At 64.2% G+C, this 25,126-nt stretch carries 24 protein-coding genes and 1 tRNA gene; 22 read left to right on the forward strand and 3 right to left on the reverse strand.

Going from position 1 to position 25,126, the window contains the following annotated elements; genetic code table 11:
* Window positions 1-6 precede the first annotated feature (6 nt).
* The 8 genes from KVF90_RS11790 to rnr all read left to right on the forward strand — a co-directional run bounded on the left by KVF90_RS11790 (window position 7) and on the right by rnr (window position 9,865).
* Window positions 7-552: a CvpA family protein gene (locus tag KVF90_RS11790; RefSeq protein ID WP_264391770.1), complete on the forward strand. Its 546-nt coding sequence runs from the start codon at window positions 7-9 to the stop codon at window positions 550-552.
* A 5-nt stretch (window positions 553-557) separates the two neighbouring features.
* Window positions 558-998 (forward strand): iron-sulfur cluster assembly scaffold protein, encoded by a 441-nt coding sequence (locus tag KVF90_RS11795; protein WP_264391771.1) that lies wholly within the window; start codon window positions 558-560, stop codon window positions 996-998.
* Window positions 999-1,049: 51 nt separating this feature from the next.
* Complete coding sequence (locus tag KVF90_RS11800) at window positions 1,050-2,681, forward strand: MFS transporter (protein ID WP_264391772.1); 1,632 nt, start codon at window positions 1,050-1,052, stop codon at window positions 2,679-2,681.
* A complete protein-coding gene (alr, locus tag KVF90_RS11805; RefSeq protein ID WP_264391773.1) occupies window positions 2,674-3,729 on the forward strand; it encodes an alanine racemase in 1,056 nt (351 codons plus the stop codon). The genes KVF90_RS11800 and alr overlap by 8 nt, the downstream gene beginning before the upstream one ends.
* 84 nt (window positions 3,730-3,813) lie before the next feature.
* The gene (phaR, locus tag KVF90_RS11810; RefSeq protein WP_264391774.1) at window positions 3,814-4,401 is read left to right on the forward strand and encodes a polyhydroxyalkanoate synthesis repressor PhaR; all 588 of its coding nucleotides are present in this window, start codon (window positions 3,814-3,816) and stop codon (window positions 4,399-4,401) included.
* Between the two features lie 58 nt (window positions 4,402-4,459).
* A complete protein-coding gene (locus KVF90_RS11815; protein WP_264391775.1) occupies window positions 4,460-6,004 on the forward strand; it encodes a proline--tRNA ligase in 1,545 nt (514 codons plus the stop codon).
* 36 nt (window positions 6,005-6,040) lie between these two features.
* A complete protein-coding gene (locus tag KVF90_RS11820; protein ID WP_264391776.1) occupies window positions 6,041-7,411 on the forward strand; it encodes a M28 family peptidase in 1,371 nt (456 codons plus the stop codon).
* A 144-nt stretch (window positions 7,412-7,555) separates the two neighbouring features.
* A complete protein-coding gene (rnr, locus tag KVF90_RS11825) occupies window positions 7,556-9,865 on the forward strand; it encodes a ribonuclease R (RefSeq protein ID WP_264391777.1) in 2,310 nt (769 codons plus the stop codon).
* Between the two features lie 3 nt (window positions 9,866-9,868).
* Here the strand turns inward: rnr and KVF90_RS11830 are convergent, their stop codons facing one another.
* Entirely contained in the window at window positions 9,869-10,321 is a 453-nt protein-coding gene (locus KVF90_RS11830; RefSeq protein ID WP_264391778.1) for a universal stress protein, read from the reverse strand.
* Between the two features lie 148 nt (window positions 10,322-10,469).
* Between KVF90_RS11830 and KVF90_RS11835 the strand changes: the two genes are divergently transcribed.
* The 5 genes from KVF90_RS11835 to KVF90_RS11855 all read left to right on the forward strand — a co-directional run bounded on the left by KVF90_RS11835 (window position 10,470) and on the right by KVF90_RS11855 (window position 15,811).
* Complete coding sequence (locus KVF90_RS11835; RefSeq protein ID WP_264391779.1) at window positions 10,470-11,879, forward strand: 2-oxo acid dehydrogenase subunit E2; 1,410 nt, start codon at window positions 10,470-10,472, stop codon at window positions 11,877-11,879.
* A 260-nt stretch (window positions 11,880-12,139) separates the two neighbouring features.
* A complete protein-coding gene (locus KVF90_RS11840; RefSeq protein WP_264391780.1) occupies window positions 12,140-12,547 on the forward strand; it encodes an acyl-CoA thioesterase in 408 nt (135 codons plus the stop codon).
* The gene (gene lpdA, locus KVF90_RS11845) at window positions 12,540-13,949 is read left to right on the forward strand and encodes a dihydrolipoyl dehydrogenase (RefSeq protein ID WP_264391781.1); all 1,410 of its coding nucleotides are present in this window, start codon (window positions 12,540-12,542) and stop codon (window positions 13,947-13,949) included. The genes KVF90_RS11840 and lpdA overlap by 8 nt, the downstream gene beginning before the upstream one ends.
* 66 nt (window positions 13,950-14,015) lie before the next feature.
* Window positions 14,016-15,182 (forward strand): aspartyl/asparaginyl beta-hydroxylase domain-containing protein, encoded by a 1,167-nt coding sequence (locus KVF90_RS11850; protein WP_264391782.1) that lies wholly within the window; start codon window positions 14,016-14,018, stop codon window positions 15,180-15,182.
* A gap of 71 nt (window positions 15,183-15,253) precedes the next feature.
* Complete coding sequence (locus tag KVF90_RS11855) at window positions 15,254-15,811, forward strand: carboxypeptidase-like regulatory domain-containing protein (protein ID WP_264391783.1); 558 nt, start codon at window positions 15,254-15,256, stop codon at window positions 15,809-15,811.
* Here the strand turns inward: KVF90_RS11855 and KVF90_RS11860 are convergent.
* Both KVF90_RS11860 and KVF90_RS11865 read right to left on the reverse strand, forming a co-directional pair.
* Entirely contained in the window at window positions 15,808-16,689 is an 882-nt protein-coding gene (locus KVF90_RS11860) for an FkbM family methyltransferase (RefSeq protein ID WP_264391784.1), read from the reverse strand. The two genes, KVF90_RS11855 and KVF90_RS11860, sit on opposite strands and share 4 nt — an antisense overlap.
* Window positions 16,690-16,755: 66 nt before the next feature.
* Window positions 16,756-16,845 (reverse strand) — tRNA-Ser (locus KVF90_RS11865).
* Window positions 16,846-17,152: 307 nt separating this feature from the next.
* On the opposite strand from KVF90_RS11865, the gene KVF90_RS11870 reads away from it, so the two are divergent.
* Genes KVF90_RS11870 through mazG form a run of 9 tightly spaced genes read left to right on the forward strand, consistent with a single transcriptional unit; the run spans window position 17,153 to window position 25,123 of the window.
* On the forward strand, window positions 17,153-18,202 hold the full coding sequence (locus KVF90_RS11870; RefSeq protein WP_264391785.1) for a lytic transglycosylase domain-containing protein: 1,050 nt from the start codon (window positions 17,153-17,155) through the stop codon (window positions 18,200-18,202).
* Between the two features lie 53 nt (window positions 18,203-18,255).
* On the forward strand, window positions 18,256-19,440 hold the full coding sequence (locus KVF90_RS11875; protein WP_264391786.1) for a D-alanyl-D-alanine carboxypeptidase family protein: 1,185 nt from the start codon (window positions 18,256-18,258) through the stop codon (window positions 19,438-19,440).
* 2 nt (window positions 19,441-19,442) lie between these two features.
* The gene (tmk, locus tag KVF90_RS11880) at window positions 19,443-20,069 is read left to right on the forward strand and encodes a dTMP kinase (RefSeq protein WP_264394497.1); all 627 of its coding nucleotides are present in this window, start codon (window positions 19,443-19,445) and stop codon (window positions 20,067-20,069) included.
* The gene (locus tag KVF90_RS11885; protein WP_264391787.1) at window positions 20,066-21,022 is read left to right on the forward strand and encodes a DNA polymerase III subunit delta'; all 957 of its coding nucleotides are present in this window, start codon (window positions 20,066-20,068) and stop codon (window positions 21,020-21,022) included. Before tmk ends, KVF90_RS11885 begins: the two co-directional genes overlap by 4 nt.
* Window positions 21,015-22,568: a methionine--tRNA ligase gene (metG, locus tag KVF90_RS11890; protein WP_264391788.1), complete on the forward strand. Its 1,554-nt coding sequence runs from the start codon at window positions 21,015-21,017 to the stop codon at window positions 22,566-22,568. The genes KVF90_RS11885 and metG overlap by 8 nt, the downstream gene beginning before the upstream one ends.
* Window positions 22,568-23,344 (forward strand): TatD family hydrolase, encoded by a 777-nt coding sequence (locus KVF90_RS11895; protein ID WP_264391789.1) that lies wholly within the window; start codon window positions 22,568-22,570, stop codon window positions 23,342-23,344. Before metG ends, KVF90_RS11895 begins: the two co-directional genes overlap by 1 nt.
* Window positions 23,341-24,123, forward strand: a complete 783-nt coding sequence (locus KVF90_RS11900; protein ID WP_264391790.1) for an MBL fold metallo-hydrolase — start codon at window positions 23,341-23,343, stop codon at window positions 24,121-24,123. The genes KVF90_RS11895 and KVF90_RS11900 overlap by 4 nt, the downstream gene beginning before the upstream one ends.
* Window positions 24,120-24,317, forward strand: coding sequence for a hypothetical protein (locus tag KVF90_RS11905; RefSeq protein WP_264391791.1), 198 nt, complete (start codon window positions 24,120-24,122; stop codon window positions 24,315-24,317). Before KVF90_RS11900 ends, KVF90_RS11905 begins: the two co-directional genes overlap by 4 nt.
* Before the next feature lie 38 nt (window positions 24,318-24,355).
* Window positions 24,356-25,123, forward strand: a complete 768-nt coding sequence (gene mazG, locus KVF90_RS11910; protein ID WP_264391792.1) for a nucleoside triphosphate pyrophosphohydrolase — start codon at window positions 24,356-24,358, stop codon at window positions 25,121-25,123.
* The last annotated feature ends 3 nt before the right edge of the window (window positions 25,124-25,126 follow it).

Consider the following 25,126-nt stretch of genomic DNA (forward strand, 5'->3'; position numbering starts at 1 on the left):
CATCCCATGGACGGTCTCGACATCATCATCGCTATCATCGTCGGCGTAGCTGCCATCGGCGGCTTCATGCGGGGGCTGGTGCAAGAGGTTCTCTCGCTCGCCTCGTGGATCATGGCAGCCTTTGCGCTCCATATCCTCCACCCGGCGTTGACCGACGGGCTGCGCAGTTTTTACCGCGCGGAACCGGCGGTCTCGCTGCTGGCTTTCGTGCTGCTGCTGTTGATCCCCTATGCCGCGATGAAGGTCATTATCGGCAACGCCAGCGGCGCTTCGGACGGGGCAGTGCTCGGGCCGATCGACCGTGTGCTCGGCTTCGGCTTTGGCGCGATCAAGGGCGCGTTGATCGCGGTCTTCGCTTTTGCGCTGCTCGCCACCGGATTTGATGAGAGCTGGGGCTACAAAGGCCGCCCGCAATGGATCACCGGCGCGCGCACCTATGCCGCCATCGACGCTTTCTCGCGCCAGCTGGTTCCGGAAATTGCCGTGCGGCGTGATCGGCTTCGCGGCGAGGCTGACGCGCGGGAGGACGCCTTGTCCGAAATCACGGGTTAAGCAGTGTGACGGCACGGGTATCGTCAAAGCTGTATTCGCCCGAACTGCTCGGTCTGGCGACCGGCCTTGCGAACTTTCCTCTGACCGGAGATCTGCCCCTGACATCCGAGGCGCGTTCGCGCAGCTGTGGGAGTGTGATCGCAATCGGGCTTGCGCTGGACGACAGGGGCTTGGTTTCAGGGGTGGGCATGAAAGTCAGCGCCTGCGCCATCGGACAGGCCTCCGCCGCCCTGCTGGCGCTATCGATCAGGGGCAACAATCCCGGCAGCGTGATCCTGACTGCGCAAGGCCTTGCAGCGTGGCTGGCGGGCGAGGGTGAATTGCCTGCATGGCCGGGGATCGCAGCGCTTGTTCCCGCGCGTGACCATCCCGGCCGCCACGGCGCGCTTCTATTGCCGTGGAAGGCTGCAAGCGAGGCGCTTTCAAGCGAGGCGGCGCGCGGCTAGGGACTTGAGGCAATAAGGTCGCGGCCGCGCGATAAAGGGGATGTAAGGGACATGTCAGAAGCGCAGGCGCTCACGGACCGCGAGCCGAGCGAAAAAGAAATCCGGCTGGTGATCGGCGCATCATCGGCGGGGACCATTTTCGAATGGTACGATTTCTTCATCTACGGCACGCTCGCCTACATCCTGAAAGACGCCTTCTACGCCACCGATAACGAGACGCTGGGTCTGCTGCTGGTGTGGTCGACCTTCGCGGTGGGCTTTGCCTTCCGCCCGCTGGGCGCGGTGCTGTTCGGCTTTCTGGGCGACAAGCTGGGGCGTAAATACACCTTCCTCGTCACCGTCACGCTGATGGGCATTGCGACGGCGGGCGTCGGCCTGATCCCCACAGTAGACAGTATCGGCATGGCAGCGCCGATCATCGTCATCCTGCTGCGCGTGTTGCAAGGCCTTGCACTGGGCGGGGAATATGGCGGCGCGGCGATCTATGTCGCCGAACACGCCCCGCCGGAAAAGCGCGGCTTCTACACCAGCTTCATCCAGGCGAGCGTGGCGGGCGGCTTTGTCCTTTCGATCATCGTCGTGCTGGCCTGCCGCGCGCTGATCCCGGCAGAGGCTTTCGCCGCATGGGGCTGGCGCGTGCCGTTCCTCCTGTCGATAGCGCTGCTCGCGATCTCGCTGTGGATGCGGTTGAAGCTGTCCGAAAGCCCGGTGTTCCAGGCGATGAAGGCGGCCGGGGAAACCTCGGGCAACCCCTTCATCGAAAGCATGACCTATCCCGGCAATCCCAAGCGGCTGTTCGTCGCCCTGTTCGGGATCACCGGCATCCTGACGACCGTCTGGTACACCGGTTTCTTCTCGGCAATGAGCTTCCTGCGCGGACCGATGCATGTCAACGATCTGACGGTCGAACTGGTGCTTCTGGTCTCGGGCCTGATCGTGATGAGTTTCTACGTCATCATCGGCAAGTGGTCCGACCGGGTAGGCCGCAAGAAGCCGATCATCATCGGCGCGGCTCTTACGCTGGTGCTGTTGTTCCCGCTGTTCTGGCTGATGGGAAGCTTTGCCAACCCGCAGCTCGCCGAAGCGGCCGAGCGCACGCCGGTGGTGGTGAGCGGGCCTGCCTGCGAGACGGATCCCTTTGCCGAGCTGTTCCAGCGCGATCAGACCGATTGCGGCAAGGTGCTCGAGACGCTGACCGCTTCAGGCGTTCTCTACACCCTGACTCCCGGCGAGACGCTGAGCCTGACAGTGGGCGGCAATCCGGTCGCGATGGATCCTGCATGGTTCACAGATGGCGCAGCGCGGCGCGCGGGGCTGCAAGCGGGGCTGGGGCAGTACGGCTTCGACTTTGCCAAGCAGCAGCCGCCGATGGCCAATGTCATCGGGATTGTCGGCGTGCTGCTGGCACTGGGGATGCTCTCGGCGCTGACATACGGCTCGGTCGCGGCGCTGCTGTCCGAGATGTTCCCGCCGCGTATCCGCTATTCCTCCATGTCGATCCCCTACCACATCGGGGCTGGCTATCTCGGCGGGTTCCTGCCGCTGATCGCGGGCGTGATCGTGGCGCGCACCGGCGATATCTATTCAGGCCTGTGGTATACTTGGGCGGTGGTCGCCTTTGGCCTTGCGGTCGCATGGTGGGGCCTGCCTTCGGGACCGCCGCGGGACTTTGCCGATGATTGATACTGGGTCGCTCCAGCCCCCTGCCAGCCTGCGTTTGACGGTCGATACGGATGCCTTGGCGGCCAATTGGCGTGCCTTGGACAGCCTGTCCGGGACCGCCCAGGCCGGCGCTGCGGTAAAGGCAGACTGCTACGGGCTGGGCGTCGACACCTGTGTTCCGGCCTTGCGCGATGCTGGGTGCGAAACCTTTTTCGTCGCGCATTGGAGCGAGGTCGCTGGCGTGACCGCCCATGTACCCGGCGGGCAGGTGGCAGTGTTGCACGGTGTCCTCAACGAGGCCGACTGCGCCTATGCCCGCGCGACCGGAGCCGTGCCTGTCATCAACTCGCTTGAACAGGCCGCGCTATGGACTGCCAGCGGGGGAGGGCGCTGCCACCTGATGGTGGATACCGGCATCAACCGCCTCGGCATTTCGCTCGATGAAGTCAGCGATGCGGCGATCGCCGCGCTCCATGTCGACATTCTGATGAGCCACCTTGCTTGCGCGGACGAGACAACGTCGATGAACCGGATGCAGGCAGAACTGTTGCGCGAGGCCGCCGGGATTGTTGAACACCGGCGACTAAGCCTTGCCAATAGCGCCGGTATCGCACTTGGGCCGAACTTCGCTTTCGACCTCACCCGCCCGGGCCTTGCGCTTTACGGCGGCGTCCCGCGTGCGGAACTCGCAGACCAAATCCGCCCTGTCGTGCAGGTCGAGGCGCGTCTGTTGCAATGCCGCAAACTCGCTCCGGGCGAGGGCGTGGGCTACAATGCGACCTTCATCGCACCCACACATATGCAGGTCGCCACTGTGTCGATTGGCTATGCCGACGGTTTCCTGCGCCAACGCGGTCCGGGCAATGCGCTCACCCATCAGGGCCGACCGTTGCAGATCCTTGGCAAGGTCTCGATGGACATGGTCGTGGTCGATCTGTCGCAGGCGCCCGATTTGCGCGCTGGCGACTGGCTGCAAGTGCCCTGGAACATCGCCGATGCTGCGCAGCAAAATGCTCTTTCGCCATATGAAATGCTTACAGTAATCGGCAGACGGTTGCGCCGCGGTTGATTGCACCGACCGACGTTGTTGCACCGCAGCTTGTGCAGGTGCTAAGATGATGCACAAAGCATCATCCATCGGGGTCAAAAAACAATGGTCGGCAGGTCAAAAGCGGCAACGGGCGAAGCGGGTGATGCGATCATCATCAAGAAATACGCCAACCGGCGTCTCTACAACACGGCCTCGTCCAGCTACATCACGTTAGAGGATCTTGCCCGGATGGTGCGCGAGAATGTCGATTTCCAGGTGCTTGACGCCAAAAGCGGTGACGACATCACTCACGCGATCCTGACCCAGATCATCATGGATGAAGAAGCGAATGGCGAGCAGATGCTCCCGGTCAGCTTCCTGCGCCAGCTGATCGGCATGTACGGCAATTCGATGCAGGCGATGATGCCGTCATACCTCGAAGCCAGCATGGCGAACTTCCGCGACAATCAGACCAAAATCCGCGAGGCCTTCGAAAAGGGTCTGAGCGCAACGCCCTTCGCCGCGATCCATGAAACCAATATGGCGATGATGCGCGCTGCGGCCGATGTGTTCTTGCCGGGCCTCGGCAAGGCCAAGGACAAGCCCGCCGCCAAGCCAGCGGCTCCGGTTTCGGAACCCCGCGACGAGATCGCCGCGCTGCGCGAACAAATGGCCGCGATGCAAAAGAAGCTGGACGATCTGAGCAAATAGCGCGAAGCGCCGCGCGCCAGCGGCAACAGCGCCGCCCGTTCAAGCAGGAAGTCAATCCGTGTCCCAGATCCGCCACGCGCTCACCGTCAAGCGCGAAGACGACTTTGCCAAATGGTATCAGGAGGTGATCAGCGCCGCCGACCTCGCCGAGGAATCGGGCGTGCGCGGCTGCATGGTGATCAAGCCGTGGGGCTATGGCATCTGGGAACGCATCCAGCGATTGATGGATGACCGGATCAAGGCTGCGGGTGTGCAGAACTGCTACTTCCCCCTGTTCATCCCGCTTTCCAACTTCACCCGCGAGGCCGAGCATGTCGAAGGCTTTGCCAAGGAAATGGCGGTCGTCACCCATCACCGCCTGATTGCGGACGGCAAGGGCGGGCTTATCCCCGATCCCGAAGCCAAGCTGGAAGAGCCGCTTGTGGTTCGTCCCACGTCAGAAACCATCATCGGCGATGCGATGGCGCGCTGGGTGCAGAGCTGGCGCGATCTGCCGCTGCTCACCAACCAGTGGGCCAACGTCGTCCGCTGGGAGATGCGCACGCGGATGTTCCTGCGGACCAGCGAATTCCTTTGGCAGGAAGGCCATACCGCGCACGAGAACCGCGAAGATGCGCTGGCGGAAACGCACCGCGCTTTGGAAATGTACCGCGCCTGCGCCGAGGATGATCTTGCGCTGCCCGTGATCGCTGGCGAAAAGCCCGAGAACGAGCGTTTCCCCGGCGCGGTCGAGACCTGGTCGATCGAAGCCATGATGCAGGACGGCAAGGCGCTCCAAGCGGGCACCAGCCACTACCTCGGCACCAATTTCGCCCATGCGGCGGGCATCCAGTATCAGGACCGCGAGGGCAGCCAGCAATATTGCCACACCACCAGCTGGGGTGTCTCCACGCGGCTGATCGGCGGCGTCATCATGACCCACGGCGACGATGATGGCCTGCGTGTGCCGCCCGCGATTGCGCCGCAGCAGATTGTCATCATCCCGATGCTGCGTGAGGCTCCGGAAGACGCCGAGCTGATCGCCTATTGCGAGACCGTGCGTGCCGCTCTCGCCGCGCAAACCGCGCTGGGCGAACGCGTTCGCGTGCTGCTCGATGTGAAGCCGGGCAAGGCAGCGGCCAAGCGCTGGGATTGGGTGCGCAAGGGCGCACCTGTCATCATCGAAGTCGGCCCGCGCGATATGGCCGAGGGCAAGATCGCCGTGCTGCGCCGCGACCAGCTGTGGAACGCCGCGAACGGCAAGCCCGCCTTCACCTATCCCGCCCACGCCGATTTCGTGGGTGAGGCTGGCGGGGTGCTCGAAGCGATCCAGTCATCGCTTTACGAGGAAGCCAAGGCCCGTCGCGATGCCAACATCACCCGAGGGGTGACCGAGTGGCAGGCGGTGGCAGACCACTTCGAAAAGGGCGGCAAGTATCCCGGTTGGGTCGAGGTCGAGTGGGCCAAGCCCACCGGAGCGGCGCTGGACGCCGTGGTCGAGAAGCTGAAGGCGCTGAAGCTCACCATCCGCAACGTGCCCCGCGGCGGCGAACCGGCCAGCGGCGCCTGCATCTTCACCGGCGCACCGGCGACCGAGCGCATCCTGGTGGCGCGCGCCTACTAGCTTGCGCCTAGGCAGGCAGGCGGGCAGACAGGGCGCATGATCAAACATGCTCTGCTGCTCACCGCCGTCCTCGCCGCCCCGCTCGCTGCCCAGACACATCCTGCTGAAGCCGTCTCCGAAGATCGCCTGAAAAGCGATGTCGAAAAGCTCGTCAGCTTCGGCACGCGGCACACGTTGTCATCGCAGACCGATCCCGAACGCGGCATCGGCGCAGCTGTCGATTGGGGGCTGGCGGAGTTCAAGCGTATCGGCGCGACATGCGGCGGCTGTCTTGAGGTGCTCCCCGTTGGCGAAACCGTCACCGGCCCGCGTGTCCCAACACCCACGCTGGTGCGCAACGCCGTCGCCATCCAGCGCGGCAGCGAGCGGCCGAACGAGGTCGTGATCGTGCAGGGGCATATCGACAGCCGCGTTACCGACGTAATGGACGCGACCTCCGACGCGCCCGGCGCCAATGACGACGGCAGCGGCACCGCTCTGGTGATCGAAGCCGCGCGGGTACTGAGCGGGACGAAGTACCCCACCACCATCATCTACGCGCTGCTCTCGGGCGAGGAGCAGGGACTCCACGGCGGCCAGATCCTCGCCAATTGGGCCGAGGCGCAGGGCTTCACGGTGAAGGCCGTGCTCAACAACGACATCATCGGCAATTCCTGCGGTTCGGACGGATATTGCGAGCCCAAGGTCGTGCGCGTCTTCTCCGAAGGCCCGCGCGCTGACCTGACCGACCGGCTGCGCGCCGCGCAGACGCGCTTCGGCGGCGAGAACGATACGCCCTCGCGCAACCTTTCGCGCTGGGTGGCGGGGTTGGCAGAGAAGCACCCTGACGGCCTGCAAGTCCGCCAGATCTGGCGCACCGACCGCATGGGCCGCGGCGGGGATCAGGTGCCGTTCCTTCAGAAGGGCTACCCGGCGATCCGCTTTTCGGTGGGGGTCGAGGATTACGACCACCAGCATCAGGACCTGCGCACCGAGAACGGCGTGGTCTACGGCGACACCATCGACGAGATGGATTTCGCCTATCTCGCCGGGGTGACGAAGCTGAACGTGCGGGCGCTGGATGCATTGGCGCGGGCGCCGATGCCGCCCAAGGTGACGGTGAATGCGGCGGTGAGGGTGGATACCGAAATCAAATGGAACAGGGTGCCCGGCGCTTGGGTCTACCAGATCCGCAAACGCCGAACGGATGAACCGGGTTGGCACACGGGGTCCGATGGTTTCGCGAGTATCGACACGCCAGCCATCGGCAAACCCGAAGTGCAGCAGAACGGCGAAACTCTCGATCATGTCGCCAAGGTGCGCGGTGATGACTGGATGTTCGGCGTTGCGGCTTGCGCGGGCGAATGGTGCTCGCCGGTTTCCAGCGCCGTCCCCGGCGGTGCCTTCGAGCCGGTGGGGAAGGAATAAACCTTCGTCATTGCGAGGAGCCGCAGGCTCCGTGGCAATCCATGGACCGGCGGCGCGCCTTGACGAAACAGCAGTCCATGGATTGCTTCCCCCGGCTCAAGGCCGGGGTCGCAATGACGAGGCTTATGGGTTAGGGCCGTTGCCATGCCCAAGCCCACCAAACTCCCCCAGGGAATGCCGAGCGCGCAACAGGTGCTCGACTTCATCCAGTCCTCCGATATCCCCGCCGGTAAGCGCGAGATTGCCAAGGCCTTCGGGCTGAAGGGGCAAGAGAAGATCAAGCTCAAAGCCCTGCTCAAGGACATGGCCGAGGACGGGTTGATCGACGGCAAGAAAAGCGCCTTCCACCGCATGGGCGGGGTGCCGAAGGTCACGACACTCAAGATCGTCGCCATCGAAGACGGCGATCTGATCGCCGAGCCCGACAATTGGGACCCCGAAGCCCCCGGCAAGCCGCCGCGCCTCACGATCCGCGAACCGCGTCCGAAGCCAGGCATGAAGCGGCCGCCTGCCCTGAAGCGCGGTGACCGGGTGCTGGCCCGCACCGAGGAGACCGAAACAGGCTTGCGCGCGCATGTGATGAAGAAGCTCCCCTCGCGCACCGAGGGGCTGATGGGCGTGGTCGAGATCGACAAGACCGGTAAGGCGTGGCTCGCACCGATCGACAAGCGCGTGCGCCAATCCACACCGATTGCCGATCGCGGCGAGGCCGAGGCGGGCCAGCTGGTCATCGCCGAACGTGTCGGCCGGTCAGACCGTGCAGGCGTGAAGGTGGTCGAGGTGGTGGGTGACCCGCTCGCCCCGCGCAGCTTCAGCCTGATCGCAATTGCCAAGCACGGCATCCCAAACGTTTTCCCTGAAGAGGTGCTGGAAGAAGCCCCGCGCGCCGCCAAGCTGAAGCTGTCCGAAAAGACCCGCGAAGACCTTCGGCACCTGCCGATCGTCGCCATCGACCCCGCCGACGCGCGGGACCATGATGACGCGATCTGGGCCGAACCGGACGGGCAGGGCGGGTTCAACGCGCTCGTCGCCATTGCCGATGTCAGCTTCTACGTCCGTCCCGGCTCCGCGCTCGACCGCGAGGCAAGAATGCGCGGCAACTCGGTCTATTTCCCCGACCGCGTGGTGCCGATGCTGCCCGAAATCCTGTCCGCCGATGTCTGCTCCCTGAAGGAAGGCGAGGACCGTGCGGCGATGGCCTGTCACCTGCACATCAATGCAGACGGCAAGGTATCGAGCTTCCGCTTCACCCGCGCGCTGGTGCGGATCGCGCACAACATCGCTTACGAGGATGCGCAAAAGGCGGTCGATAGCGGCACCCCGCCGGAATATCTCGCCAACCTGTGGGACGCATGGAAGGCGCTTTCTGCCGCCCGCGACGCGCGTGATCCCTTGGCGTTGGAACTGCCCGAGCGTCGCGTGGTGCTCGATGCCAAAGGCCAGATCGCCGAAATCGCCATTCGTGAACGCCTCGACGCGCACCGCGTGGTCGAGGATTTCATGATCGCCGCAAACGTCGCCGCCGCCAAGGCACTCGAAGCCAAGACCGCCCCTGTCGTCTACCGCATCCACGAGCCACCGAGCCGCGAGAAGCTGATCGCGCTGCGCGATTACCTCGCCACGATGGGCAAGAAGCTGGCGCTGGGTCAGGTGGTGACGCCGGGCCTGTTCAACCGCATGCTCAAGGACGTCACCGACGAGGCGGAAAAGGCGCTGGTGATGGAGGCGGTGCTGCGCAGCCAGACGCAGGCCTATTATGGCCCCGCCAATGCCGGACACTTCGGCCTGAGCCTCGGATCATACGCGCACTTCACCTCGCCGATCCGCCGCTATTCCGATCTGCTGGTGCACCGTGCGCTGGTCGACGCCTACAAGCTGGAACAGCCCGCCCCGCCGGGCTCGCTCCCCGCCACATCGGGCCTGTCTGACCGTGACCGCGCCAGCCTGCAACAGGTCAGCGACGCCATCAGCCAGACCGAACGCCGCGCGATGGAGGCCGAGCGTGATACCATCGACCGTTATGTCGCGGCCTGGCTCTCGGCGCGGGTGGGCGAGGTGTTCGATACCCGCATCACCGGCGTGCAGGCCTTCGGCTTCTTCGCCACCATCGTCGGGCTGGGCGGGGACGGGCTGGTGCCGATCTCGACACTGGGGGGCGAGTATTTCCGCCATGACGAAGCCGCGCAGGCGCTGGTCGGCAGCGACAGCGGCACGACCTTTGCCAGCGGTGACCGGCTGAAGCTGAAACTCGCCGAAGCCAATCCGCTGACCGGCGCACTGAAGTTCGTGCTGCCGGATGCGGATGCGGGACGGATCGACGCACGCGGCGCGCGTCCCGATGCCCAAACCGACAATCGCAAGCGTGGCCCTGGCGGGCCAAGAAAGGCGGGCAAGTTCATGGTCGGCCAGCGCGGTCGTCCGGGCAATATCCGCCATCAGGGGCGCAAGAAGTAGCGCCTAGGCCTGATGATCGCTTGTGGTCTCGTCGTAATCGGCGGGGATGATGTACAGGGGGCAGGGCAAGCTGCCCGCCGCGGCCGAGAAATGCGTCACCAGCGGTCCGGGAGCAGCGCCCTTGGCCGCACCCAGCACGAGTGCAGCGACCTCCTTGTGCTCGGCCAGGAATTCGCTGACGATCTTCTGCCCTTGGCCGATCTTGACCGAAATGGTCGGCATGATCCCGCTTTCGGCGAGGAGATTGCCGGCAACGCCATGCGCCAGCATCTCGGCCCGGTCGCGGGCTTCGGCCTCGATCGTGGCCTGCACCGCGCCGAACGCGCTGAAATTCTGCTGCGGCACCAGCGCCAGCAGATGCACCGCACCACCGACCGCCACCGCGCGGCGCGCGGCATAACGCAAGGCGGAAGTCGCCTCCTCGCTCTCGTCGATGATGACCAGAAATGTGCGCATGTTGTCAGCCCCGTAAGGCGTCAGGGTATCAATGCATTCGTATGGATTGGCAAGTCCCCCGCGATTTGCTCCGATTCTGGCCCTTGCCCGACGCTAGGGAATTGGCCAGAGAACGGCCAAGGATCGTTTACGGGAGTTGCAACGGATCATGGCCTTGGACATCAGGATGCCGGCTTTGTCGCCCACCATGGAAGAAGGCACGCTCGCGCGCTGGCTGGTAAAGGTTGGCGATACGGTGCGATCGGGCGACGTGATGGCCGAGATCGAAACCGACAAGGCGACCATGGAGTTCGAAGCGGTCGATGAAGGCGTGATCGCCGAAATCCTCGTGTCCGAAGGCAGCGAAGGCGTGAAGGTCGGCGCAGTCATCGCCAAGCTGACGGTCGAGGGCGAGGACGCCGCACCTGCGCCCGCACCTGCCGCTGCGGCCGAGGCCCCGGCGGCTGATGGCCCGGCAGCGACCCCGACAGCGAAGAAGCTTGCCGAACAGAACGGCATTGATCTTTCGAGCCTCACCGGCACCGGCCCCAAGGGCAAGATCACCAAAGAAGATGTCGAGGCCGCGATTGTCGCTGGCGGCGGCTCGCCAGCGCCTGCGCCGGTGCAAGCCCCTGTGGCTTCGGCAGCGGCTGCGCCCGCTCCGGCGGCGACAGGAGAGCGCGTCATCGCCTCGCCCCTCGCCAAGCGGATTGCGGCGGACAAGGGCATCGATCTGGCACTTGTGAAGGGCACCGGTCCGAATGGGCGGATCGTCAAGGAAGACGTGGAAGGCTTCACGCCTGCGGCTGCTGTGGCTGCAGCACCGGCGGCGAGCGCTGCTCCCGCTGCGGCATCGACGGCTGCGCCGGCCCCCGCCATCGAAGGCGGCGCGCCCTTTGCCGAGGAAAAGCTCTCCGGCGTGCGCAAGGTTATCGCCCGCCGCCTGACCGAGAGCAAGCAGACGGTCCCGCACTTCTATCTCACCATCGACATCCGGCTCGATCCGCTGCTCGAACTGCGCGCGCAGCTCAACAAGTCGCTGGAGCCCGATGGTGTGAAGCTCTCGGTCAACGACCTGCTGATCAAGGCGCTCGCCCGCGCGCTGATCCGCGTGCCGCAGTGCAATGTCAGCTATCATGGCGACACGCTGCGCCGGTACAGCCGCGCCGATATCTCTGTGGCAGTGGCCGCGCCTTCGGGCCTGATCACGCCGGTGATCACCAATGCCGATACCAAGGGCCTCGCCGCGATCTCGACCGAGATGAAGACGCTCGCGGGCAAGGCGCGCGATGGCAAGCTGATGCCGCACGAATATCAGGGCGGCACTGCGAGCCTCTCCAACCTCGGCATGTTCGGGATCAAGCAGTTCGACGCGGTGATCAACCCGCCGCAGGGCATGATCCTCGCGGTCGGGGCGGGCCAACAGGCGCCCTATGTGGTCGATGGGGAGATCAAGGTCGCGACGGTGCTCCATGCCTCGGGCAGCTTCGACCACCGCGCCATCGACGGGGCGGACGGGGCGCAGCTGATGGAGGCGATCAAGCAGCTGGTCGAGAACCCGATGGGGCTGGTGGTGTGATTGATGCTGGAGTCGGTCGGCCTTGGCGGTGATGGCGACGAGGTGGTCGCAATCGAGAACGCCTTTGCGCGTTTTGGTGTCGATGTGCCTATCGAAGACGCATCAAGATGGGTTACTGTGGGAGACGTCTGGTCAAGCCTATGCCGAATTATCCCTAAGGCACCAGATCAACCCGATGCCTTCCTTAGGTTTTGCAGCGCGTTGGCGTACGAAACTGGCGTCGATCCGCAGCAGGTCGACCTCAACTCACGGTTGCTAGTTTGACTGACCGCACCCCTCAAATCCGCGTCACTGCCATGCCGGCAGACACCAATCCCTATGGCGGGGTGTTCGGCGGGTGGTTGATGGCGCAGATGGCACTGGGCGCAGGGTCGCTCGCGAGCCGGGTGGGGCAGGGCAAGGCGGTGGTCGTCTCCGCGACTGACTTTGCCTTTCCGGGTGCCATGGCGGTGGGGGACGAACTCTCGGTCTATTGCGACGTCCTTGCCACCGGCACCACCTCCATGACCATCGCCGCCGAAGCCATCGCGCGCGAGCGTAACGGCGAGGCGACCACCAAGGTTGCCCAAGGCACCTTCAAATTCGTGCTGATCGGAGATGACGAGCGGCCCCGCGCCATCGCCGCCAGCGCAACACTTCTCCTCCCCAAGGAAAACGACAATGGCTAATGAATATGATGTGATCGTGCTCGGCTCCGGCCCCGGCGGCTATGTCGCGGCGATTCGCTGCGCGCAGCTCGGGCTCAAGACCGCGATCGTGGAACGCGAGAACCTCGGCGGCATCTGCCTCAACTGGGGCTGCATCCCGACCAAGGCGATGCTGCGTTCGGCGGAGATCTTCCACTACATGCAGCACGCGGGCGACTACGGCCTTGTCGCGACCGGCATCGAGGCGGACCTGGCCGCGATCGTCAAGCGCAGCCGCGGGGTGGCCAAGCAGCTCAATCAGGGCATCGGCCACCTGATGAAGAAGAACAAGATCACGGTTCACATGGGCACCGGCACGCTGACCGGCGCGAACAGCCTGACGGTGAAGGGCGATAAAGGGGAGGAAACCCTCACCGCCAAGCACATTATCGTCGCCACCGGAGCCCGCGCCCGCGACCTGCCTTTCGCGCCCGCTGACGGCAAGCGCGTGTGGACCTATCGCCATGCGATGACCCCCACAGAACTCCCCGCCAAGCTACTGGTCATCGGATCGGGCGCCATCGGCATCGAATTCGCCAGTTTCTACAACGACCTCGGCACCGACGTGACTGTGGTGGAAATGCTCGACCGGATCGTGCCGGTGGAGGACGCCGACGTCTCGACCTTCCTCGAAAAGTCGCTCCGCAAGCAAGGCATCAACATCATGACCGGGGCCGGGGTCGAGGCGATCAAGGTGTCGGACAAGGGCATCACCGCGACCATCAAGGACAAGGCGGGCAGCAGCGCCACCAGCGAGTTCACCCACGTGATCGTCGCCATCGGCATCGTTCCGAACACCGAGAATATCGGGCTGGAAGGACTCGCCGAGATGGACCGCGGCTTTATCCAGATCGATCCCTATGGCCGCACCAAAACTCCCGGTCTGTGGGCCATCGGTGACTGCACCCCCGGCCCGTGGCTGGCGCACAAGGCGAGCCACGAAGGCGTGACCTGCGCGGAAGCCATCGCCAAGGAACTTGGCAACACCGAGGTTCACCCGCACCCGCTCAACCGCAATGCCATTCCCGGCTGCACCTATTGCCACCCGCAGGTCGCCAGCGTCGGCCTCACCGAAGCCAAGGCCAAGGAGGCTGGTTACGACATCAAGGTCGGCAACTTCCCCTTCATCGGCAACGGCAAGGCCATCGCGCTGGGCGAGGCCGAGGGCTTTATCAAGACCATCTTCGACGCCAAGACCGGCGAACTGCTGGGCGCGCACATGGTTGGCGCGGAAGTGACCGAACTGATCCAGGGCTACACGGTCGGCAAGGTGCTCGAAACCACCGAGGCCGAATTGATGCAGACCGTCTTCCCGCACCCGACACTGAGCGAAATGATGCACGAAAGCGTGCTCGACGCTTACGGGCGGGCGCTGCACTTCTGATTTCGATAAATCGTGCCTTGGCGCGGATAACTTGATCGGAATTCTAATCTAGGTCAGTGAACGGGCATGGCCGTGCTCGCTCCTGACCTTGCCGAACGTGTCCACGCCGCTGACCGGGCGTTGGCGGCGGGAAACCTTGCCGGGGCGCGCAGCATCCTTGAAGAGGCGGCGCGTCACGATCCGCCATCGCCGGAATTCTGGCAGCGCCTCGCCACGGTGCGCAAGATGGGCGGCTCGCCAATGCTCGCGATTGAGGCCATAGACCGCGCCTTGGCCCTTGCGCCGCTCGATTTCGTGAACCTGCTGATGCGTGCACACCTGCTCGAATCCGCAGGCCATCACGAGGCGGGGGAGGCCTATGGCCGCGCACTCGCACAGCCACGGCCGGACCCGCTGCCGCCGGTTTTTCAGCAAACCATTGCCCGCGCCGAAGCCGCATGGGCCGCGCATCAGCAGACAATGCGCCAACGCCTCGGGGCAGCGGTCGAAGCGAGCGGCGCCGACCTCACCCCCGCAGAGCGCCGCCGTGCCGAGCGGTTTGCCAGCAACATCGCGCGAACCACGCGCGCCTATCATTCCGAACCGACCCACTTCGCCTGGCCGGGCCTGCGCGAATGCGAGTTCCACGATCGGGCGGCGTTCCCGTGGCTGGCGGAGCTTGAGGCGCTCACCCCCGCGATCCGCTCAGAGCTGGACCGGGTTGCCAATGCGGCGGATGCGGCGCTGGTGCCTTACGTGAAGTACAGTGACAGCGAGCCGCTCGCCCAGTGGCGCGAACTCAACCACAACCGCGATTGGACCGCGATCCACCTGATCGAACGCGGCCAGACAGTCGCTGCGAACGCAGCGCATTGTCCGGAGACGATGGGCTTCCTTGCAAGGATGGATCAGCCTGCGATCCCCGGCTGCGCGGCCAACGCCATGTTCTCGCTGCTCGCGCCGCGCACCCATATCCCGCCGCATGTCGGCGTCGCCAATTTCCGCCTGCTGTGTCACCTCCCGCTGATCGTGCCGAACCGCTGCTGGTTCAGGGTCGGTGCCGAAACGCGGGACTTTGCCGAGGGGCAGGCGTGGGTCTTCGACGACACGATCGAGCACGAGGCGAAGAACGAGACTGACCAGCTGCGCGTGATCCTGATCTTCGATCTGTGGCACCCCGACTTGTCACCTGCCGAGCGCGCGGCGATAACCGCAGCGGTCAGCGCGGCCGCGTTTCCGGTGGGTGCGCTGTAACAGCAAGGGAAGCAGCAATGACGGATCTGCAAGTGGCATTCCCCAAACCCTGCGAGGAGGCGTGGGAAGCCATGGCCCCGCACGGCTGCAACCGGCACTGCGCTTCATGCGACAAGATCATCCATGATCTCGCTGCCCTAACCTTTGACGAGGCGGAAGCCTTGCTCGCCACCGAGGATGAGGTTTGCGTGCGCGCAAAAGTGAGCGCTGACGGTGTGATCGCGTTGAAACCCTCCGCCGGGAACACCGCGCGCCGCATGGTCGCTGCTGCCGGAGCCTCGCTCGCGCTGGCGACCGCTGCCTGCCAAACCGTTCCCGATAGTGCCGAACCTCGCTTCGAGATCACCGGGAAATTCGCGCACAAGAGCTTCTACAACTCTGCCAAACTGACGTCCGCCGATGGGCGCACGTGGTCCAAGCGCCGCGAGCCGGGTACGGGCCGTTTCATTTTCTCCGGCCTCCCACCCGGGACCTACACGCTCACCGCCGTCGACAGCTGCGGAGATCGTTCCCTTGTCGAAACTTTCACGATTACAGACGCATCGGTCGAAGCCACCCAGAGCTATCCGGAAGAAATGTGCATCATTGTCGGCGCGATGATGAAGGTTGAGCGGCCGGAGCGGGCCTAACTGCGGATTTTCTCCGCCAGTTTGTTCAGACCATCGATCCGCCGGATAGCAAAGCCGTTCGCCAGCAGCACCGCGTCGATGTCATCGTCTCCCGGTGAGGTCTCGTAAAGAATGGCGTCTGTGATCTGCAAGGTGCGCGTTGCGCCTGCGAGCGCGATGGCTTCCGCACCTTCGAGGTCCATCTTGATGACGTTGACCCGTTCTATTCCCGCCGTGATTGCATCGAGAGTGGTTGTCGTCACGGAAATTGCCGCATTGCCTTTCGTCTTGTTGCGGACAATCGAGGCCTGACCGAAGTGGGCCTCATCAGGCATTCCGATTGTCAGCGTTTGGCCCGGCGCATCGGACAGCGCATTTTCGACCACTTCGACAGTGCGCAGATCGTTCAGGGCGATTGTCTGCTTCAGAGATTGCGCGGTCGCGGGCATCATCTCGACCGCGATGACCCGGCCCGAGGGTCCGGCCATGCGCGCAAAATTGGCGGCGAAAATGCCGATATTCGATCCGGCATCGATGGCCGTTCCGCCTGCAGGCAAGTGCGGAGCCACGGCTTCGAGCAGCTGTCGGTGGGTGGTCTGCCGGATATGGCCAAGATCGTCTGTGTGCGCTCGGATAGAAAACGTGAAACCGTCCTTCACCGTGATCGTCGCGTTCCGGATAAGGCGCGGCTCGCGCCATGCGCCCGGCTCGGTGCCGAGATGAGGCAGTCCAGCGCGAAAAGACCTGATGAGAATCGCCTGGTCAGAGGGGGTAACGCCGCGGCAATCCCTCAGCAGCCCGCCCCATAGCCCGAGACGATGGGCTGCCGTCCGCACCGTCTTCTGGGCAAGATCGAGAGGGGCCGGCACGATTGCACGCAGCTTATGACGCAGGCTCATGCAAGCACCTCGCTTCTACGCCGGCCGGGTAGGCCCGGTGCGACCCGGATCGAACGGCAAAGGCTTTGGCGGACAGGGTGGGATTCGAACCCACGGTAGGCTTGCACCTACGGCGGTTTTCAAGACCGCTGCCTTAAACCACTCGGCCACCTGTCCTATGTCGCAAGCGGCTAGCGCCGAATGGCCTTATTGTCACCCCCGATGATGTCTCCGGCGCAATATGCGGCATCGGGCTCACTGGCCTGCGCCTGACCGGTCTGAACGCTCTCTAGACCCCCTTTAGACCCCGGTTAGACCCTGCCCAGATCCCGCTCGAACGCGATTTGCGGCAATGTTTCACGTGAAGCACGCGGCCACGAAGCGGGCGCAGGTTGTCCGCAGGTCGCCCCGGACCAGCGAAGATCATGAGTCATCCCCAGTTCGGTTGTTGGGAATTCATGCAAGGTGTGACATCCCCTGTCTCATGATTCCCCGCCTCCTTCCCGCCGCCGCGCTTGCCCTTGCTGCTTATGCGCTTGTCGGCGCGCCGCCAGCCTCTGCGCCCGCGGGGGCGCAGGTCAGCGCTGACGGGATTCCCTTCGATGCCTATATGGAGCTGTTGAAAGCCCGGGCGCGGGGCGAGGGGGTGGGCGAGGCCACCATCGACCGGATGACCGCCGGGATTACGCCCAATCCCACCGTGATCCGGCTCGACAACAACCAACCCGGAAGCGCCACAACGCGCGGCTATCCGCCGATGTCGAATTACATCGCCACGCATGTCGATGCAGCGCGGATCGGCGGAGGGCGGGCGGTCTACAGCCAGCACCGCGAGACCCTTGCCCGGATCGAGGCGCAATATGGCGTGCCGGGGCCCATCATTGTCGCGATCTTCGGGCACGAGACAAGCTATGGCCGGGTCAAGGGCGACTTCGATCTCGCCCGCAGCCTTGCCACACTGGCGTGGGAAGGACGTCGCCGCGAGCTGTTCGCGGCAGAGTTCGTCGCGCTGATGAAGATCGCCGACAAGGGCTATGACCGGTCGCAACTCGTCGGGAGCTATGCGGGCGCCTTCGGCAACCCGCAGTTCCTGCCCAGCGTCTACCTGCGCCTTGCCACCGATGGCGACGGTGACGGGCGCGCGGATATCTTCACCAACCGCGCCGACACTTTTGCCTCGATTGCCAACTACTTCCGCGATGCCGGATGGCGACAGGGCCAACCTTGGGGTGTGCGCGCGAGCGTGCCTGAAGGGTTCGATGTTTCGCCGTACCGCACCCGGCTTGCCTCGCCCGTTTGCCCGAGAGTGCATGAACGCCTGAGCCGCTGGATGACCGTCGCCGAATGGCGCGCGGTCGGCGTGGTTGCGCAAGGCGGGCTGGCCGATGACGTCATGGTGTCATTCTTCCAGCCAGACGGCCCCGGCACGCGCGCCTGGTTGCTGACCGGCAATTACCGGGCGATCCTCGAATATAATTGTTCGAGCTATTATGCCCTGAGCGTCGGATTGCTGGCTGACGAAATCGTGAACTGAAGGCCCTCGCCGCCTCGCCAAGCGGGGAGGGGGCGGGTATAGCCTGCGCCGTGATGCCCACCTTATCTTCGCGCGCTGCGCTGTCCCTTCTCGCTCTGTTTGCTGCCCAATTCGCGCTTCCGGCCCGTGCATTGGTGCCCGATGCAGGGCCGGTAACGCCCGCTGTGCCGACTGCCGTAGATGCGCCCGTCGCGCTGCTGGTCGATCTGGGCAGTGGTCAGGTGCTCCACGCGCGCAATCCAGACCGGCGCTTCATGCCGGCATCAGTCACCAAGGTGATGACACTCTACCTCGCCTTCGAGCTGATCGAGGCTGGCAGGCTCGATCCGGCGCAGGTGTTCATGATGAGCCCCGGCGTTGCACGCAATTGGCGGCGCAAGGGATCGACGATGTTCCTCGATGCCGGGGAGCGGGTGCGGGTGGACGATCTGTTGCTCGGCATCGCCAATGTCTCGGCGAATGATGGCGCAGCCGTGCTTGCGGAAGGGCAGGCCGGGTCAGTCCCCGCCTGGATCAGTGCGATGAACCGCACCGCGCTGGCACTCGGCATGACGGGGAGCCATTTCGGCACCCCCAACGGATTTCCTGACGAAGGGCAGACCTTCACCACCGCCAATGATCTGGTGGCGCTGGCCCGGGCGATGATTACGCGTCACCCGGACAAGTTCGGCTATTACGTCGGGCGGGCGGGCTTCGATTACAAAGGCATCGCTCAGGTCAACCACGATCCGATGATCGGACGGGTCGCCGGCGCGGATGGAATCAAGACCGGCTTTACCAACGAGTCCGGCTTCTCCTATCTCGGCACCGCTCAGCGCAATGGCCAGCGATTGGTGCTGGTGGTGGCGGGCGTCGAGAACGGGCGCCTGCGGGCGCGCGTGGCGCGGGCCTATGCCGAGTGGGGCTTTTCCGCCTTCGATCGCAAGCCGCTGTTCCCGACCGGTGCCGTGGTCGCCGAAGCGCGGGTGCAGAACGGCGATTCGCTGCATGTTCCGCTCAAGGCCGGAGGGCCGGTCGCGATAAACCTCCCGCGCGGGAGTGACAGCGTGCTGACCGCCACGGTTCGCTACGACGGCCCCCTGCGCGCGCCGATTGCTGCGGGGCAAGAAGTCGCCGTGCTGGAGGTGACCGCACCGGGCGTAGCACCCGCCCGCATCCCGCTTTACGCCGCCGAGGCGGTGGCAACGGCTGGTCCGATCGACCGGATCATCAACGCTGTTGCGGGAGTGTTTTCGTGACCATCGCGCGGGGCCATTTCATCGCCTTCGAAGGCGGGGAAGGGGCGGGCAAGTCGACCCAGGCGCGGCTATTGGCCGAGACGCTGCGCGAACGCGGCCTCACCGTTAAGGTCACCCGCGAGCCGGGCGGCACGCCGGGCGCCGAGGCGATCCGCAATCTGTTGCTTGCGCCCCCGGGAGAAGGCTGGCCCCCGCAGGCCGAAGCGCTGCTGTTCGCTGCGGCCCGCGCCGATCATGTCGCTCACCTGATCCGCCCGGCACTCGCGCAAGGGCAGTGGGTGATCTGCGACCGCTTCGTGGATTCGAGCCGCGCCTATCAGGGCGGGGCAGGGGGGCTGGGCGACGACGCCATCAACGCGCTCCACGCTTTCGGCAGCGACGGGATGCGGCCTGACCGGGTGATCCTGCTCGAGGGGGACGAAGCCGCGCTCGCCGAACGGCTGGCAAGCCGCGGCGAGGCTGCCGATGCCATCGAAGGCCGCCCTGCCACCTATCACCGCGCCGTCGCAGCCGCCTTCCGCGCGCTGGCCGAGGCTGACCCGCAAGGTATCGTCCGGATCGATGCAATCGGCGCGCCGCGGGACGTCCACAATCGCGTTCTCGCGGCGATTGGCGACCTGCTCCCATGACCAACTGGCCCAACCACGCGGAAGCCTGGCGGCAGTGGCGCGACGCCCTGGGCGGCGAGCGGATGCATCATGGCTGGCTGCTGGCGGGCAAGGCGGGGCTGGGCAAGCGCGACTTCGCCATGGCCGCCGCACGTGAGCTGGTCGCCGAGGAAGGCGTCCCGCAGCCGCAGGGCGAGCACCCCGATATCATCACACTCACCTATGGCCCCAAGGACGACAAGGGTGAGAAGGCGCAGGCGGAAGGCAAGCCCTTCGAACTCGCCCGGTCGATCCGCATCAAGCAGATCCGGGCGATGCAGCGCCGCCTCGTCACCCGCCCGACGCTCGGCACGCGCCGCGCGATCATCATCGATCCGGCTGACGATATGGAGAAAGCCGCCACCAACGCGCTCCTCAAAAGCCTTGAGGAACCGCCGCAGGGCACCTTCTTCCTGCTCGTCACCCACCGGCCCGCGCGCCTGCTGCCGACCATCCGCTCGCGCTGCCGCACTTTGCGCTTCCCCGTGCTGACTGACAGCCAGATCGCAGCGCTGCTGGCCGATCAGGGCATCCCGCCGGATCAGCAGGCCATCGCCGCAGCGGAGGGTTCGTTCGGTGCGGCATTGCGCTTTGCCGGGCAGGATCTCGCGCCAATCGCGCGGGTCATTGCCGGGTTGATTGCGGGCGGCGATAGCGGCCTAACCGGACGCGGCGAGTTGGCGCGGCTGATAGGGCCGCGCGCCGACCGTGAACGCGTGACTGCGGTGCTGGAACTTGCCCAGTCGCTCACCGCTCGCGCCGCCCGTGCGAGCGACAATCCGGCCCACCGCGCGCGGCTGATCGACGCCCACGGCGCCTTGGTCAATCTGGCTGCCGAAGCACCCACGGCCAATTTCGATCCGGGGATGCTTCCCTTCGAGATCGGCAGCTTGCTTGTCACGGCCGCCCCCGCTAGCGATCCCGCCCATGGCTGACACCACCCCCTTCTATATCACGACCGCAATCAGTTACCCCAACGGGCGGCCCCATATCGGCCACGCCTACGAGGCGATTGCCGCGGACGTGATTGCCCGATTCCAGCGACTCCAAGGGCGGCAGGTACGGTTCCAGACCGGCACCGACGAACACGGCCTGAAGATGGCACGCAAGGCCGAGGAGCAAGGGCGCACGCCTTCTGATCTGGCGGATGAAATGTCCGGCTATTTCCGCGAGATGTGCGACGCTCTGAACGTGTCCTATGACCGGTTTATCCGCACCTCGGAGCCTGATCACCATCGCGCAAGTCAGGCGATCTGGCAGGCCATGGAAGCGTCGGGCGATCTCTACCTCGATCGGTACGAAGGGTGGTACTCGGTCCGCGACGAGGCCTATTACGACGAAAGCGAACTGGTGGAAGATGAGGGCAGGGCAAAGCTGTCCCCCCAGGGCACGCCGGTGGAATGGACGGTTGAGGAAAGCTGGTTCTTCCGGCTTTCCAAATATCAGGACCAACTGCTCGAATTGCTGAAGTCGCCCGGTTTTCTGGAACCGGCAAGCCGCCGCAACGAGATGATCGCATTTGTCGAGCAGGGCCTGCGCGACCTCTCGGTCAGCCGCACGTCCTTCGACTGGGGCGTGAAGGTGCCGGGCAGCGACGGGCACGTGATGTATGTGTGGGTCGATGCGCTGACAAACTATCTCACCGGTCTGGGCTATCCCGATGATATGGGCGAGTTTTGGCCTGCCAGCCTGCACCTGATCGGTAAGGACATCGTGCGCTTCCACACGATCTACTGGCCGGCCTTCCTGATGAGCGCCAATCTGCCGCTGCCCAAGAAGGTATTCGGCCACGGCTTCCTGTTGAACCGCGGCCAGAAGGAATCGAAGTCGCTGGGCAATGTCACCGATCCGCTGGAACTGGCGGAACGCTTCGGCGTGGACGCCTTGCGATACTTCCTTATGCGCGAAGTCGCTTTCGGACAGGATGGGAGCTATTCTCCCGAAGCCATTGTTCAAAGGGCCAATGGCGAACTCGGCAATGCCTTCGGCAACCTCGCGCAGCGCACGCTGGGGTTCATCGCCAAAAACCTTGAAGGCTATCTGCCTGCGATCCACGGGCACGAGCCGGCGGATGCCGCGCTGTTTGATGCGGTCGACCGAGCGATCACTACTGATATTCCGCAGGCATTTGAAAGCCTTGCCTTGCAACAGGCGGTCGAGGCATGGCTTCAGGCGGTGTTCGCCTGCAACGCCTATATCGACGCGCAGGCACCGTGGACTTTGCGCAAGACCGACCCCGAACGGATGGAAACGGTACTCGCCACGCTGTACATCTGCATCGCGCAGCTGGCGGTCGCGATCAGCCCGGTGATCCCGGCGAGCAGTGCAAAGCTTCTGGATATGCTCGGCATTCCCGATGATCTGCGCAATCTCGAAGGGATCCGCAGCCACTGGTATTCGCCGCTTGCCGAGAGCAATTACCAGATCGTCGCGCCGACCCCGCTGTTCCCCCGACTTGAGCTTCCTGTCGAGGCCGCCTGATGCTGGTCGATAGCCACTGCCATCTCGAATACAAAGGCCTTGTCGAAGACCGCGAGGGCGTGCTGGCGCGTGCGCGGGCTGCGGGGGTGGGGGCCTTCCTCAACATCTCGACCCGGCAGAGCGAGTGGGAAGACGTGGTCGGCACCGCCGCGCGCGAACCTGATGTCTTCGCCAGTGTTGGCATCCACCCGCACGAAGCCGACGCGCATCAGGATCTTGGTCGGGCCGCACTGCTTGAAGCGACGCAGCACCCGCGCGTAATCGCGATCGGCGAGACCGGGCTCGACTATTATTACGACAAGTCGGACAGAGAGGCACAGAAGCACCTGTTTCGTATGCATATTGATGTAGCACGCGAAACCCAACTGCCGCTCATCATCCACACCCGCGATGCGGAGGAGGATACGCATTCGATCCTCGCCGAGGAGATGGAGAAGGGAGCCTATCCGGCCTTGATCCATTGCTTTACCGCATCGGCCGACTTTGCCGAAAAGGTCCTCGCGCTGGGCTTGACGATATCCCTCTCCGGCATCGTAACTTTCAAGAATGCCAAGGACTTGCAAGAGGTCGCGAAGATTGTTCCTGAGGATCGACTGCTGGTCGAAACGGACAGTCCTTTCCTTGCACCGGTGCCACATCGGGGCAGGGTGTGCGAACCTGCCTATGTCGCCGATACCGCCGCTTTCGTCGCCAGCCTTCGCGGCACGGATGTGGAACAGCTGACGGCGCAGACCACAGCGAATTTCTTCAAGCTTTTCAGCAAGGCGGCTCTGTGAAGCTGGTCATGCTCGGCTCTGGCACCTCGACCGGGGTGCCGCGGTTGGGCGGGCCGGATGGCACGGGCGATTGGGGCGACTGCGATCCGGCCGAGCCGCGTAACCGTCGCACGCGGGTCTCGATCATGGTCGAAAGCGACGAAGGGAAGCGGCTCCTGGTCGACACCTCGTCGGACTGCCGCGCGCAGCTCTTGGCGAACCGCGTAGGGCATCTTGATGCGGTGTTCTGGACGCATGACCACGCTGATCACTGCCACGGCATCGATGATTTGCGCGTGCTGCGATACGGTCGCGGCGGCCCGATCCCGGGGTTTGCCGAGACGGAGACAGTGCGGCGCCTCCGGCAGCGCTTCGGCTATGTGTTTGCAGGGCAGGAAGGCTATCCAACGATTTGTACGCTCGATACGCTGGATCGGCTGCGGATGATCGCCGGGTTTGGCGTGGACTGGTGCCAGATGGCGCATGGGCCCGGTGAAACCACCGCCTACAGATTTGAAGCCGATGGCAAGAGCATCGGTTATGCAACGGATTTCAGTGCGATTTCCGATGAGATGGTTGACCTGTTTTACAAGGTGGACATCCTCGTGAGTGATTGTCTGCGACGGGAACCACATCCGACACACGCGCACCTTGCGATGGCGATCGAGCTCGGCGAGCAGACCCGAGCGAAGCGCGTAGTGCTCAGTCATCTCGACAAGAGCATGGACTATCAAACGCTTTGCCGCGAAGTTCCGGACTTCGTGACAGTGGGTTATGATGGGCTGGAGATGGTCGCATGAATCCCGATTTGTTGCTGCCGATCGTTACGAGCATCGGTTGGCTGATCCTGTGCTGCGTTTCGCTCGCGTCGTTCCGGCTCGGTTGGGGTAAGATGCTGACGATGGCGCTGGCATGGGCGGCGATTTTCGGGGGCATGTTCCTGGTTGTTGAATGGTTCATGGTGGCACGGGGCACCGCTTCCGCTCTGATGTAGATTTTACATAATATATATTATCAATCTTGAGGAACGCGATGAGCGACAACCCTGCGTGGCCCCCTATCGAACGATTGCTGGCAATCATGGCCCGTCTGCGCGATCCGACCGACGGCTGTGAATGGGATCTCGCCCAAAGTTTCAACAGCATCGCCCCATATACGATCGAAGAAGCATACGAAGTCGCAGACGCTATTGCTCGCGACGATATGGCAGAACTCCGCGAAGAACTCGGCGATCTGCTGTTCCAGGTCGTTTTCCACGCCCGCATGGCCGAAGAAGCTGATCTCTTCACCTTCGACGATGTCGCCAAGGCGATCAGCGACAAGATGGAAGCACGCCATCCGCACATCTTCGCCAATGCCGGCGGAACAATGGACGAGCAACGGTGGGAGGAACTCAAGGCCAAGGAACGCACGGCCAAGGGCACAACCAGCGCGCTTGACGGCGTAGCGCTGGCGCTTCCGGCCTTGATGCGCGCCGAAAAGCTGCAGAAGCGCGCCGCGAGGACCGGGTTCGACTGGCCCGATCCATCGGGATCCGAAGCCAAGATCGCCGAGGAAATCGAAGAACTTAAGGCGGCTACAACCGACGAAACAAGGATCGAGGAAGCCGGTGACCTGCTGTTTGCGGCCGTAAACTATGCGCGCGCCCATGGGGTCAGCGCCGAGGAAGCCCTACGCGCCGCCAATGCGAAGTTCGAACGCCGGTTTCGCGCAATGGAGGCCCTCGCCGGTTCCGAGTTCCCCAAGCTCTCCCTCGAAGCACAGGAAGATCTTTGGCAACGCGTCAAGAAAGACGTGTAACCC

This window comes from Porphyrobacter sp. ULC335 (assembly GCF_025917005.1).
In the GTDB taxonomy this organism is placed as follows: Bacteria; Pseudomonadota; Alphaproteobacteria; order Sphingomonadales; family Sphingomonadaceae; genus Erythrobacter.